General features: G+C 46.3%; 12 protein-coding genes. 1 reads left to right on the top strand and 11 read right to left on the bottom strand.

The window, feature by feature from the left end; genetic code table 11:
• Positions 1-16 precede the first annotated feature (16 nt).
• The 6 genes from NL644_RS11430 to NL644_RS11405 all read right to left on the bottom strand — a co-directional run bounded on the left by NL644_RS11430 (position 17) and on the right by NL644_RS11405 (position 6,391).
• Entirely contained in the window at positions 17-1,300 is a 1,284-nt protein-coding gene (locus tag NL644_RS11430; RefSeq protein WP_253658410.1) for an ABC transporter permease, read from the bottom strand.
• A gap of 2 nt (positions 1,301-1,302) precedes the next feature.
• Complete coding sequence (locus tag NL644_RS11425) at positions 1,303-2,517, bottom strand: ABC transporter permease (RefSeq protein WP_253658409.1); 1,215 nt, start codon at positions 2,515-2,517, stop codon at positions 1,303-1,305.
• Entirely contained in the window at positions 2,514-3,785 is a 1,272-nt protein-coding gene (locus NL644_RS11420) for a TolC family protein (RefSeq protein WP_253658408.1), read from the bottom strand. Before NL644_RS11420 ends, NL644_RS11425 begins: the two co-directional genes overlap by 4 nt.
• Positions 3,778-4,911: an efflux RND transporter periplasmic adaptor subunit gene (locus NL644_RS11415; RefSeq protein WP_114323258.1), complete on the bottom strand. Its 1,134-nt coding sequence runs from the start codon at positions 4,909-4,911 to the stop codon at positions 3,778-3,780. Before NL644_RS11415 ends, NL644_RS11420 begins: the two co-directional genes overlap by 8 nt.
• Positions 4,912-5,141: 230 nt before the next feature.
• Positions 5,142-5,576: a hypothetical protein gene (locus NL644_RS11410; protein ID WP_052708172.1), complete on the bottom strand. Its 435-nt coding sequence runs from the start codon at positions 5,574-5,576 to the stop codon at positions 5,142-5,144.
• A gap of 2 nt (positions 5,577-5,578) precedes the next feature.
• Complete coding sequence (locus NL644_RS11405) at positions 5,579-6,391, bottom strand: TIGR02594 family protein (RefSeq protein ID WP_046874446.1); 813 nt, start codon at positions 6,389-6,391, stop codon at positions 5,579-5,581.
• A gap of 376 nt (positions 6,392-6,767) precedes the next feature.
• Between NL644_RS11405 and NL644_RS11400 the strand changes: the two genes are divergently transcribed.
• Positions 6,768-7,301 carry a hypothetical protein gene (locus tag NL644_RS11400; protein ID WP_114323259.1) on the top strand — a complete coding sequence of 178 codons (534 nt, stop codon included), beginning with the start codon at positions 6,768-6,770 and terminating at the stop codon, positions 7,299-7,301.
• A 49-nt stretch (positions 7,302-7,350) separates the two neighbouring features.
• Here the strand turns inward: NL644_RS11400 and NL644_RS11395 are convergent, their stop codons facing one another.
• From NL644_RS11395 to NL644_RS11375, 5 genes are all read right to left on the bottom strand, one after another.
• Positions 7,351-7,866 carry a protein disulfide oxidoreductase gene (locus NL644_RS11395; RefSeq protein ID WP_041852915.1) on the bottom strand — a complete coding sequence of 172 codons (516 nt, stop codon included), beginning with the start codon at positions 7,864-7,866 and terminating at the stop codon, positions 7,351-7,353.
• Positions 7,863-9,974: a protein-disulfide reductase DsbD gene (locus tag NL644_RS11390; protein WP_114323260.1), complete on the bottom strand. Its 2,112-nt coding sequence runs from the start codon at positions 9,972-9,974 to the stop codon at positions 7,863-7,865. Before NL644_RS11390 ends, NL644_RS11395 begins: the two co-directional genes overlap by 4 nt.
• 65 nt (positions 9,975-10,039) lie before the next feature.
• Complete coding sequence (locus NL644_RS11385) at positions 10,040-10,438, bottom strand: hypothetical protein (protein WP_114323261.1); 399 nt, start codon at positions 10,436-10,438, stop codon at positions 10,040-10,042.
• A gap of 101 nt (positions 10,439-10,539) precedes the next feature.
• Positions 10,540-11,142 carry a response regulator transcription factor gene (locus NL644_RS11380; protein WP_047010025.1) on the bottom strand — a complete coding sequence of 201 codons (603 nt, stop codon included), beginning with the start codon at positions 11,140-11,142 and terminating at the stop codon, positions 10,540-10,542.
• Between the two features lie 25 nt (positions 11,143-11,167).
• Positions 11,168-12,991: a sensor histidine kinase gene (locus tag NL644_RS11375; protein ID WP_253658407.1), complete on the bottom strand. Its 1,824-nt coding sequence runs from the start codon at positions 12,989-12,991 to the stop codon at positions 11,168-11,170.
• Positions 12,992-13,032: the final 41 nt, after the last annotated feature.

Below are 13,032 nucleotides of genomic sequence, written 5' to 3'. Positions count from 1 at the left end.
TCCAGAGTTATTGTTGTTATTCACTTTGTAGCGCCTCCAACGGGCTGACTTTTGCGGCTCGGTTTGCAGGTAACCATGCAGATGCCACACCAATGATCACTAAGGTGAGGATGACAATCGCGACAACGACCCACGACAACTCAGGGACAGGTTTACCCAGTTGTTCATAAAAAGCATTGCCCTCTAAAGGAATGGAACTGATGGCAGACACCAGCGCGTACGTCACGCCTAAGCCAAGCGCGCCCCCCATCATCATTGTCAATAAAGACTGCACTAAATAGTGCATGCGAATAGCCGTTGGGGTTGCACCGACTGCCATGCGCACGCCGGTATCACGCGTAGATCGCTTTACGGTGGCATACATCACATTGGCAATGCCGACGCCAGCAACAGCTAACGTCACGAAGCCAATAATGCCAAGGAAACTCTGCAAACCTATCAGAAATTGCTGCATACTCTTTTGCTTAAGGAACATATCATCGACTTGGACGACCTGTTCATCACTGACACTTGCCCCATGTTTACGGGCAATCACTTGCCTTATCGTCTTTGCTAAGGCTTCTCGGTCTACATCCGCTTGTGGTTGCACATTGATGCCACCAATTTCACCGTTGACATGAAATCGCTTCCACGTCGCTAACGGCACAAAGCTGGAATAGTTGATAAGATCCCCCAGTTCTATTTGAGCGCTGTTTTTCTCCAATACGCCCACAACGGTGAACTCCTCATTGCCGATTTTTACCTTTTTCCCCACAGGGTTGAGTTGCAATGTGACTGTCGCAAACCAACTAAAGTCCTCATTCGGGTTGAATAAGTCGGCTGCCAGTTCATAACCCAGTACAACGACTTTGCGCGTCTCTTTTTGATCGAGTGGATTTAACCATCGCCCTCCCGCCATCGGCACCAAATTGGTCATGGATTGAAACTCGCTCGTGACCGCTAAGGGCTCTTGCCACGAGCTTCTGTCACCAACGGTGATGCGCTCTTTCCACTTCGCAGTTGGCGCAACACTTTTTACATCGGGTAACGCTCGAACGACCTCTGAATCGTCCATTTTTAATGTCAGAAATTTACCTTGGTGAAAAGCACCGTGGTCGACGGTGGCCATCCCTCCGGTCAAATAAATCAAGTTGCCGTTACCATTTTGTGCGGTTTTCAATACGCCCTGACGAATACCCTCACCTACCGCCAACATAGCAGCGATACAGAGGGTCGCCCACGCTACAGCCAGAATGGTCAAACCCAATCTCAGCTTTTCTGCAGCCATTTCTTGGAAAATTTGTCTCATCGGTAACAACATGACTAGGCCCTCGCACTCAAAGCAATGACTGGCGTGAGACGCGATGCTCGCCTTGCTGGGAAATACGATGCCATCAATGCCAAGACAAGCGTCACAAGTAAAGACCAAGCAATGGAATCTGGCGTGATCACAGGCAAACCAATCCATTCCGGTAATGCCATGCTGCTTAAGACAGATACCACGGCATACGAAAACATCAGACCTAATGCCGTGCCCACAGCTACCAAAATAAGCCCCTCAAGAATAAACTGACTGAGTATGGATTTTTGAGTCGCCCCGATCGCCAAACGCACACCGATTTCACGCGTGCGCTCCGTGACAGATAAAAACATGATGTTGGCAACGCCAAGCGCACCGACCGCCATGGTCATCGCGCCACTCGCTCCGAGAAAAATCTGAATGCCGCGCAAAATTCCACTGATGACCGCCGCACCTTCACTAAAATCGGGTAATTCGACCGCATCTTTATCACTTGGGTCAAAATGAAGCTGCTTGGCGAAAAAGTTCACGATATTTTGTCGAAACGACGGTGCATCCATCCCATCTCTCGGCTTCATCAATACCATCCAAGGTTTCGCATCCCACAAATCGCGGTACGTTGTTTGAGGAATGAAAACCGTGCGGCTATCGCCGAATGAAATGCCAGTGTCCTCACCAACGGTTATCCCAATCACCAAAAACGGAATGCCGTTGACTTTGAGCCTATCCCCGATTTGGATTCCGCCCATTTGCGCAATTTGATCGCCTAACACTGCCACGCGAGTGTGGTTGTCCATATCACTTGGTGACAGGTTTCTCGAACCGGATTGCAGCTTGCGTTGCATTAAAGGAAAGTAAGACGTATCAATACCGCTGACCGTACTCGATAAATTCTGTCCTTTGAGATTGGTGATATTCGCATCCCATTTGGCGTAAACGCTCGACGCCTGTTGCACGAAGCCCGACTGTTTGATCATGTCGACTTTTTCTTGTGGAATATCAATTTGTCGTCTTGAAGGTAACCCTTGCCACGGTTTACTGGTACTCGACGGAAACACCACTTGCACATTGTTGATCATAAATGAAAACGACTGGGTCTGATGGCGATAAAAGCCTTCGCCAAGTGCGATTAACACCACCACAGAGATCACGCCCCAAGCAATCGCAATAATGGCTAGCACGCTCTTCATACGGTGCGCCATCAACGTTTGCCAAATTTGCTGCAACAGGCTGCTCATGAATGAAAAGCCCGAGAGATCAACGCCATGGTATCGTCATCGAGTTTCCCTGCGGTTTGCAGTAAGCCGATTCTCTTACGCCAATAGCTGTACAAGTTGGTTTGCAGACTGTTTTTCGCCTCAAACAAGCTGTTGTGTGCACTGATAACTTCCGACACTTCAAGCAGACCAGCGTCGTAAAGTTTCTCTTTGCTTTGCAACACTCTGGCGCGCGACTCAACCAGCTCGTTCGCTATCAAAACTTGATTCCAGTTGATATCGACCTGCGTAAACTGCTGAATAACCCGTTTCTGAATATCAATTTCCACTCTACGCATTTCTTGCTTGGCGCTTAAAATGTTCAACGATGCTTCGTCCACTTTCGCTCGCACTGCACCATTGAGGTCAATCGGCAAACTCAAACTAATCCCAGCGTTAAACTCGCCGTTTGAACGATTATCACCATCGCTGTAGCCCACACTGCCTTTGACTGTCGGGTAGTATCCACCTTTAGCTGAATCTTTCGCGAACTCGCTCGCTTTCACCATCTGCGCCGCCACCAGCAGCTCTGGACTGCTGTCTTTCGCCAGCTTTAGCCATTGCTCCAGAGAGTCCACCAGCATCGGCGGCTGAATTAAAGAATCCGTTCGAATTTGGTCGACACTCTCCGGCATTTGATTGATTAACGCCGCAAGCTCTGCTTTTTTCACTTCGAGATCGGCTTTTGCATTGAGGATACTTGCTTGCTCAGAGACTTGATTCGCTCGCGTCTCTTCGACATCAACCGACTTCACTTTGCCTGCTCGATAGCGTTTCTCGATGATGTTGAGAAGTTCCTTCCCCTCCTCCAGCTTGGACTGCGCCAATTTGAGGTCGCCCTGTGCGCTTGCCACATCTAGGTAAGCGGTGAGCAACTTCTGCGCAAGCTCGTTATGCGATTGAGATAGCTCTAACTGTGCTTTGAGATAATTGGCATTCGCTTGATCCAGTTCCGACCACAAACTGCTATCCCAAATAGTTTGAGATAAGGTAGCGCCGTAACTGTTGGAATGGCTTGAGGACTCATTCCAATCCGCTGATGCACTGGCACTTAAACCCGGCAATAACGCACTGCGGCTACTCTGTACGCCAACCTCGCCAAGCTGGACGCCGATTTTCGCTTTTTCGTAATTTGGATCGTTCTGCTTTGCTTGTTGCCAAGCTTGTTCAATAGAAATTGCGTAGGTCGGCAAACTGAGTGTGGCAGCCAACAATGCAAAGGCGATTTTTGATCGTTGCAGCTTAACCATGCGCCGCTCCCATCATGCTGTTGTCGATAACCTCTTCATCAAGCTCCACGCCGTCAAGCACTTCGACATTGATGCCATCTGACAGACCGAGTTTCACAGGTTGTTTATGAAACCCTTGTTCTGAGCTATCGGGGATCAGAACATTCGGTGCGTCACCATCAAATTGCAGAGCGCGCTCCGGTAGAGTGAGCACGTTTTCAGACTTCTTCAGAATGATTTGAGCCGTCGATGAAAAACCAGAACGAAGCAACACATCTTGTGGGATCTTGAGTTCTCCCACTTCAACCTCAAAACCGTTATCAAAACTTTTTGCAGAAGCATTGCCCTCTGGTGAGTTAAGGTTCTCAGATTGAATCGCCACTTTGGTTAGCACACCAGAAATCGCCACATCAGGATAAGGCGCAACCGTCAACATAACGGGCATTCCCGGAGACAACTGCGCAGCATCATGCTCACTGACGCTACCTTTAAAAATCAGACTGTTCATGTCGGCCAATGACATCATTTCAGTCGCGGCTTGGCTTGATTGAGTCGAGATGATCGGCTCTCCGACCTCAACTTTCTGGTTGAGTACCGTGCCATCAATTGGCGCGTAGATCGTCGACGTTAAACGCGCATCACCGATAGACGCCTCACCAATGCGGATGAGTTCGAGATTCTGGCGCTTTTGCAATACGTCCGCTTGCGCAGATTTGACTGCCGAGCGCGCACTTACGTATTCGTCGTAGTTACTTGGAATAATGTCCTGCTTGACCAAGCTTTCTAAGTTGGACAGTTTTTGTTTGGCGGATTCCAGATCGGCTTCACTACGCATGAGTTCTGCCGATGCATCCGTTAATGCTTGGGGGGTTGGGTTTGGACGCACTTTGATCAGCGGCTGGCCTTGCTTCACCTTTTCACCAACTTTCGCGTAAATTTCACCGACGATACCGTCGATTTGTGACTTGATAGACACGGAGTGTGCAGGGACAATTTTACCAACAGCCACCGCTTGTTTTTCAATCGTGCCTTTTTCCACAATCAATGTAGGCAGCAATTCTGGTTGAGCGGCAGATTGGAGATAGAAATACGTACCACCGCCGAGCAGCGCAATGCTCACAGCGGAGACAAGCCAACGTTTCGTCATTATTTATTCCAACAATTATTGGGTAGTCTAATGACTACTCCTAAAACACAAAGTTGAAGGAATAATATCCTGCTTTAATAGCGGTTTGGTTGTCACAGTTGGTATGGTTTTGTCAGTCGCCTCTGACAATCAAAGACTAAAAAATCTCGACGAATCATTCAGCAAAGACGCTGTCTACGATGGCGACTAACAAGCTCTGTAACCGCTCGTTTCAACCGCCCCCCCCCATTTCATTCTGAACAATGTGCAAAATGGCGCTGCTCTGTATCCAAGTGAGCAGCTGTTTCTTGAGCGTTTAATATATTCTCTTGATTAGCCCCAAACTCAGCCCCTGTTCCAGGCCAATAATATGTATCTTTATCACGACATAGTGTGAGAATGACAGGATCATTGTGTATATTGGGCTCATCTCCTAGCTCGCCATACATACTGAAAGTAATCTCAGACCCAACGTCTCCACGAAGTTTCTGAATCACTTCTGCTTGAACTTTAAAGAGAACATCTTCCTCGTGTTCAGCAAACTTTTCAAAACCTGTAATTTTCACCACTGCAGAATAGGGCGTTTGAACTATCGCATCTTTGAGTACCTCATTCTGAGAGTACACTCCCTGTGAAGCACAAGCTGATAAGCTTACACAGCCTAGCAAACTTATAAATTTCTTCATATTTAACTTTCCGTTCCTGCTAAGGCAGAGCCTTTTGTATATACAGGTAAAGTACCTTTTGTTTCATCGTAGTTACTCGGTACTACGAACTTGTCCCAGACATCAATAGAGTACTTTGCTATATTGACTTGGTTGCTTTGGTTTCCTCCTAACATGTACAAATGCCTACCATCAGGGCTCTTTCCCACGACAAAAGCAACATGCCCACCACCTTTTCTCGATTTAATCCCTAGAGCTCCATGTATAGGTTCTGAGATGTTTTTACCAAAACCCTTCCACTCCTTTGCTCGATAAGCTTCTTTTACTGGAGTGATTCCGTGTTGTTTAAAAACCCAAGCGGCAAACGAACCACACCAAGCATTTTGACCTCCAGAGTCATCAGTGCCCCAGAACTTAGATGCTGTAAAATACTCTAAAATCCTTGGATTGGCCTTAGTGCCTGAAACTTCTTTTTGTCCAATTTCTCCCAACGCTGTTTTCATCCAAGGTACTTTGGTTACTAGTTTTTGAGCATCATGAGGATCATTTTTCACTGAGCTATAGGTTGGTAATCCATTGAGCTTACGATGAGTTCTACCATTTACATCAATCCGACCATCTGGCTTTACCATATAAAGCAGCTTACGCTGACACACTTTTATTGCCTCTACTGTTTTCGATAAATGAGGGCTCCGCCCTAACGAGCCATCAACAACCAACAGTCGGGTAAACCCTATTCTCTTTTGGTTATCATTTAAAAATTGTTGAACTGCTTTAACATCATTTTTAGAGTTAGTGCCATTTATACCAACAGAACCACGGATTTTTAGTCCCATTCTCATTACCTTTATAGCTAATCATATACTTAAGAAAGTACGCCTTAGCGTGGCAACAATAAAGATGAAATATTTTTTATACGATTAGCCATACGAGGGAAATTAGGTGTTGAAAATATAGATTACAAATAAACTCAGCTCATATCACTAAAAACACCTATCTAGCATCTTTTGGTAACGCTTCAAAGCAGAACAGCCGGATGTTTTTAAACTACACGTATTAGTAGACGATAAACTGTATATGAAAGAACACTTAAATTAATATAACAAACCTATCGCTTATTATTTTTCATTTAAATAATGATTCTTATTTTGAATATCAACCTATAATTAAAGTGCTCAAATTCTCATGTTGTATTAACTTGAGGTTTAATTTATGAAACTAAATCCTTATTTAACTGCTGTTGTTTCGGTCAGCTGCGCTTTTGGCGCATTCGCAGCCGATGATTCAAAAGCACTTTTAGAAGATGCACTGAGTGCTGCACCACCGACTATTCGCGATAAAGTAACAGTGATGGACTGGAACAATAACGTTCTGCAAGAAGGTTCTAGCCAATACACTTGCTTCCCAACGCCACCTCAATTGGAAGGCATTGCTCCAATGTGTATGGATGGTCCTTGGATGGAATGGGCAGACGCTTGGATGAACAAAAAACCTTTCCAAGCCAAAGCATTAGGCATTTCTTACATGTTAGCGGGTGATGGAGGTGCCAGTAACACCGACCCATTTGCAGAAGGGATGACGGACGATAATCAATGGATTGTGGAAGGACCACACTTGATGATTATTACCCCAGACCAAGCGTTGCTGGACTCTCTACCAACCGACCCAAGTTATGGTGGCCCATACGTGATGTGGAAAGGCACGCCATACGCACACATTATGATTCCCGTTGGAGCGAGAAAATAAAAAGAAAAAATCCGATATTCAGTATTTTGAATATCGGATTTTTATTTCGTTATCGAGCCAACCAAATTCTCGCCAATATTCCTATCGGCGTTGTGATGCCTGTCGTAATAGAGGTCACTTCACCATTTCTTAAAATATAAATGGTTGGAGTCACGCTAATTTTCCATTCACGCATAATATCGCTTGAAGGATCGTTTATGTTTTCAAAACGATATTCTTTTGCCTGCATAAACTGCGCCACACGCTCATTTGGCCCTGATGAGCCAGAAACACCAACTACGGCATAGTCATCACTCAGCCAGCTCACGCTTGGGCTTACAAATTTACAAGCGGGACACCAAGTCGCCCAAAAATAAACAACGACAGGTTGTTCATGACTTTGTGCGATTGCATCGAAGTATTCACCATCGCTCAATACGGAGCTCAATGGTGGTGCCTCCTGTTTGGGAATATCTTTGGTGCGATACCAATCCATCGCGATAGAAATAACGGTGACAATGAGCACCATCTGTACGATTTGAACGAGCCAATATCGGACTGTTCTACGCTGCTTTGTCGAACTCATTGAATGGATCCCCCACTCGCTTGTTTCACGGCGCTTAAAACAACATCATCAGTCAGAATCACAGGTAACGGGATACCTTGTGGCGCCGCCGGGCCATAGACGATGTTAAACGGCACGCCGTAACGCCCATGAGCTCGTAAAAAGTCCGTTACCGAGCCGTCCGGATGTGTCCAATCTCCTTTTAACGTCGCCACATTAGGGCTTTGCAGCAATGAGTAGACAGGATCTTGCCAGATCACGCCGATCTTGTTCGCTTTACACGTGACACACCAATCCGCAGTCACATCCACAAACACCACTCGCCCATTACTGACGTGCTCTTCAATCGCTGAATTAGAAAGCTTTTGCCAAGCTAGATCATCCGGAAGTGGCGTTGCCCATTGGTCAGCAGTGACACTGCCAAGTAGTAAGCCGCCAGCTATTAACACTAACGATGCGGTCCCCGATACAGCAAGTGCTTTCTCACCATACACACGCTTAATTCTTGCCATCATGACGACAAAAGCAACCACAGCGATGAGTGCAATCCATAACATCGGTACATGATTTGCCATTAATGAAAGTAGCCAAACGCTGGTTGCCAACATCATTATGCCAAACACGATCTTAACGACATTCATCCATGGACCGGGCTTTGGAAGTTTTAGCGCGATACTTGGAAACACAGCGACTAAGATCCAAGGCAGTGCCATACCCAATGCTAATGCTGTAAAGGTTGCAAATAACGTTAATACGTCCGCGCCCAAGGCAAAAGCAACGGCAGTGCCTAAAAACGGTGCGGAACAAGGTGTCGCAAGCAAAGTGGCGAACATACCTTGAACGTAGTGACCCACTAGAGAGTTATCACCTTTCGATGCCAGCCATGTATTGGTACCCGATGACAGACGGATTTCAAATAACCCCAACATATTGGCACCGAATAAAGCAGTGACTAGTACCATCAATCCTAGGAACCAAGGGCTTTGGAACTGCACGCCCCAACCGATCGCGTTACCTGTAAGCTTCAACACCAAAATGAATCCAGCTATCAGCCAGAACGAAGTGAGAATCCCCAGAGAAGAAGCGATAAACTGGGTACGAATTTGACGGCGCTCTACACCATGCGCAGCCACAATACTGCTGAGCTTCATCCCCAATACAGGCAGCACACACGGCATGATGTTCAAAATCAAACCGCCTAACAGTGCAAATAAGAAAATACTCGCTAAAGAGGTAGTTGGCAGTGACGATGTAACCGCTCCTGCTTGTGCTTGTGTTACCTCTTCGACCAGCAAGTTATCATCTTTGATGGAAACATATAACGATTGTTCATTAAGCTCTACCTCACCCAGCCAGGTATCAACCGAGTAATTTGCTGTGACAATATCACCTTCTTGCTGAAGTCCATCCAACTTGAAGCTGTAGTCACGAATCGCATCACCAACACCATCCACCAACACTTGAGGATTTTGCCAACCTTGCGTGTTCTTTAGTTTGATTTGTAATTTGGATTGAGTCGCATCCCAATTTGTTTGCGTGACCTCAACAAAAGGCGAAGATTGAGGAACATTGCTCACCGCTTGGGCGTAACTGAACATCACGTCTTCGTCCACTTTCAGCTCAGAGGGTAAGAACGTCAATTGAATTTGGTAGTCCGTCAGCACACAAATCGTAGTACAGGAAGAAAGCGTGAGCACTGCATCAATCGTGACGGGTTTCGACATATCGTCGATATGCAGCGTCATTGGGAACAAAGTGTCGCCTTTGTAACCGAGAGTCTCAATGCCCAATAACTCGAACTTTTGCGGATATGGCCATTGCCAATCAACCTTGCTCAGGTTTTGCGAGTTTTGCCAATCTATCGATGGCGCGACACCACCCTCGCCCGGCGATCGCCAGTAAGTTTTCCAGTCTCCGGTTAACTTGACATCCAAATAACCTGTAAGTGTTTTGGCTTGCGGATCTTGTTGACCCGTTAGTACAAAGCGCGTTTGCACTGGAGGATGTTGCGGGTTGGTCATCCAACCGGTATCGGTAGTTTGTGCTGAAATATTCAGAGAGAACAAACTCAAAGCCAGCGTCATAAAGAACATAGACGCGAACTGAGTCAGTTTGGTAATTTGATTCATAGTAATTCCTAATAATAAAAACAAATGTGCTAAACCGCTGACGTTATTGGTCAGAAAGCACGTTTTTATTCTTGGAATACACAGAGAGTCAGATGGACTCGATACTTACGACCTATCGGCTCCGTCCAATGTTGTGCGCGAATATAAGCGCAGCACATCCAAATAGCCGACGCCAAAAGACCGACAAACAGAACAACAATAAATGCATCGATCTGATGTTGAGAAAATTGAATTAACTTTTCAGACAATTCGCATTTGCTGGTTTCTTTAGCATCAATCGACTTGACGCTCGAACCCTCATCTGTAAGTGAAACAGCAGGCGATACCGTCTCGTACTTCATAGAGCATGACGATGCAAAACCTGAATTTTGCATCAGGCACACGACAACCACCCAGCCAATAATCGCTAGTAGCCATTTCACCCGTTTATGTGGTGTGTGATGTCGTTTAGTCAATAAACTCATAAGAATTCAGATAAAGTAGGAACGAAGAAGATAATACGCGAGTCGTCATAAAGCTCAAGTTGTATCCACAAATAACATTAAGAAACTTCACTCACTAAGCTCTAATCTAGCTTGCCATAAATATATGCCAACTCTGCGACGGTTTTCGCTGAGAACTTTTTCAATAGGTTGGCGCGGTGTACTTCAACCGTGCGCATTGCAATGCAAAGTTCGTCAGCAATTCGAATGTTGCGCTTGCCTGCAATGATCAAACGTAAAATGTCTTTTTCTCTAGGAGTGAGCGATTCATACGCCGATTTTGCCGCCGCCATATCAAGGTTTGCAGCCGACTGCACTTGCCCCTGCAAAATGGCTTGTGCCAACTCATCTCCTTTGACTGGCTTTTGGAAAAAATTGACCGCGCCAGCTTGTAATGCATCGACCGCCATCGGGACATCACCATGTCCGGTCAGGTAAATAACGGCCAAGGGACTGTTGGCTTGATTTAAAATTTGATGGACTTGCTGACCACGAAGATTTGGCATTCGACTATCAAGAATGATACACCCCGCTTGCTGAACGTCCACCTCATCGAGGAAAGACTGCCCATCAGCAAAAGTGGTGACGTTGAAGTCATGTTCTTCCAACATAAAAGCGAGCGAGTCACGCACCGATTCATCATCGTCGACTACAAAAACAGGTAACTGCTTTTCACCGCTGCTCATTGAATGCTCCTATGCCTAGTTCAGATTAGTTTTGATATGGAAACACGAGCTCAACCAAACAGCCATGTGGCGCTGTCGAGCTGATGAGAAACTCGCCACCATGCATTTCCATTACATCACGACAAATGGCTAACCCCAGCCCGAGCCCCTCTTCTTTGCTACTCACAAACGCTTGAGTTGGATTCTCTTGCTGCAACCCTGTGCCGTTGTCCAATACTCGAATGGAAAGTTGATTGACTTGGTAGTCACTATGCAGGGCAATTTTACCTTGATAACCTGACGAGTGATATTTCTCTTGGAACAAAGTACACGCATCAATCGCGTTACTGATCACATTAACTAAAACCTGTTGAACGCCCACAGCGTCGACAAGTACCGGACGGACGTTCCCTTCTATACTGGTCACAATCGAAATATTTTGCTTCTGCATTCGAAAATGGAGCAATTCAATCGTGTCATCAATAAGAACTTGAAGATCGCACGGCGCTTTGTCGACACTGCGCTTGCGGATCAACGTTCTTAAGCGCTGAATAATTGCATCGGCTCGTTCAACTTGCCCCTGTATTTTCTCAAGCACTGGGACAATATCTTCATGAGGGCGTTTTTTGGCCAAGCGAAGTAAACCGCCTTCACTGTAATTGCGAATGGCCGCCAATGGCTGATTGAGTTCATGGGCAAGACTAGTGCCGATTTCACCGACAATCGCGACTCTTTGTGAATGCTCTAACTGTTCACTTTTCTCTTTTAAACGTAACGATGTCTGTTCCAACGCCTGCTTGCTCTTGCTAAAACGATACTCAAGCCAGAAGTGGTAAGCGTTCAATACAATCACAAAAATGAACAGTGCCCACGCCCATTCCTGATGGCTACGCAGCCAGCGCAGCGCCTCACTCCACCAAGGTTGTTGCAACGGATGGAGGTCTAGCGCCTGATAAAGTTTGTCGATGCTCAGCAAGCTGACGGGTGACGTCCAACCTGACGCGCCTGCCGCAATAATCGCAGGGTGATCTGGCGGCATAGCAAGCAAGACTTGCGCAATCTGTTTGGCGAGCTGAGCTGAGCCACGCTCTGTTTTAGCAAATGACCAGTTTGGATATAACGGCGTAGAAACAGCGCACGAAGAATGTTCATTTAGCTGTTGATTTAGGACTCGAAAATCACCTTGCTGTAACAGACCTTCATTTTGCATCTGTTCCAATAAACAAGCAGGGACGACAGCGGCTTCCACATTGCCATCACGCAATTGATACAGGTTGGCGTCAATAGGAAAGCCGAGGTAACGGACATCAGCAAAGAAATCGTTCGGATTAAGACCCATTTCCAAGATTTGATAGCGCATCGTTAGATAACCACCAAAGGCTTTTTCTGATACTGCCGCAACGGGAAGCCCTGAGACATCTTGCAATGTTTGATGGCTTGAGTTGGCTCGAACCACCAGCGCCGAACCAATGCCGTAGTTCGAATTTTGCGGCGCTCGGCTGGTTAGCGTTGCCATCCACGATAGCGCGTATTGCCTGCCCAATCGCACTGCCTGACCTGGGTTAGTTAAGATGAAATCCATCGTCTGAAACTTCACCGCTTGGCCCATTTCATCCAAGTTAAGGGGATGAAGAACAAAATGCACATCGGAAATTTGCTGATTGAGCCAATCAATGGTCGGTTGCCATCTCTGCTCAGCATAAAGATGACCACGTATCGCTAACACGCCCACTTCGACTTTCTGCTTGGCCTCTAGCTGCACTGCTTTTTGCTCTTGCAGATCTGCTTGTTCAGAAACTGCGCCCTGAGCCAAAGATGCAAAGGCAACTAAGCAAAGAATCCAAAGCTGAAGCCACAGTGCTTTTTTCATGATGAGTCGAATCGTTCCTTCGAAAATAATGAAGCAAGAAT

Source organism: Vibrio sp. Y10_XG_PY6 (assembly GCF_024181795.1).
In the GTDB taxonomy this organism is placed as follows: domain Bacteria; phylum Pseudomonadota; class Gammaproteobacteria; order Enterobacterales; family Vibrionaceae; genus Vibrio; species Vibrio diabolicus.
This window is presented reverse-complemented; position numbering and strand designations above follow the sequence as displayed.

What these genes read in the sequence shown, in the direction of transcription:
- NL644_RS11430 (WP_253658410.1), bottom strand. Translation starts at nt 1,300, where the DNA reads ATGTTGTTACCGATGAGACAAATTTTCCAAGAAATGGCTGCAGAAAAG.
- NL644_RS11425 (WP_253658409.1), bottom strand. Translation starts at nt 2,517, where the DNA reads ATGAGCAGCCTGTTGCAGCAAATTTGGCAAACGTTGATGGCGCACCGT.
- NL644_RS11420 (WP_253658408.1), bottom strand. Translation starts at nt 3,785, where the DNA reads ATGGTTAAGCTGCAACGATCAAAAATCGCCTTTGCATTGTTGGCTGCC.
- NL644_RS11415 (WP_114323258.1), bottom strand. Translation starts at nt 4,911, where the DNA reads ATGACGAAACGTTGGCTTGTCTCCGCTGTGAGCATTGCGCTGCTCGGC.
- NL644_RS11410 (WP_052708172.1), bottom strand. Translation starts at nt 5,576, where the DNA reads ATGAAGAAATTTATAAGTTTGCTAGGCTGTGTAAGCTTATCAGCTTGT.
- NL644_RS11405 (WP_046874446.1), bottom strand. Translation starts at nt 6,391, where the DNA reads ATGGGACTAAAAATCCGTGGTTCTGTTGGTATAAATGGCACTAACTCT.
- NL644_RS11400 (WP_114323259.1), top strand. Translation starts at nt 6,768, where the DNA reads ATGAAACTAAATCCTTATTTAACTGCTGTTGTTTCGGTCAGCTGCGCT.
- NL644_RS11395 (WP_041852915.1), bottom strand. Translation starts at nt 7,866, where the DNA reads ATGAGTTCGACAAAGCAGCGTAGAACAGTCCGATATTGGCTCGTTCAA.
- NL644_RS11390 (WP_114323260.1), bottom strand. Translation starts at nt 9,974, where the DNA reads ATGAATCAAATTACCAAACTGACTCAGTTCGCGTCTATGTTCTTTATG.
- NL644_RS11385 (WP_114323261.1), bottom strand. Translation starts at nt 10,438, where the DNA reads ATGAGTTTATTGACTAAACGACATCACACACCACATAAACGGGTGAAA.
- NL644_RS11380 (WP_047010025.1), bottom strand. Translation starts at nt 11,142, where the DNA reads ATGAGCAGCGGTGAAAAGCAGTTACCTGTTTTTGTAGTCGACGATGAT.
- NL644_RS11375 (WP_253658407.1), bottom strand. Translation starts at nt 12,991, where the DNA reads ATGAAAAAAGCACTGTGGCTTCAGCTTTGGATTCTTTGCTTAGTTGCC.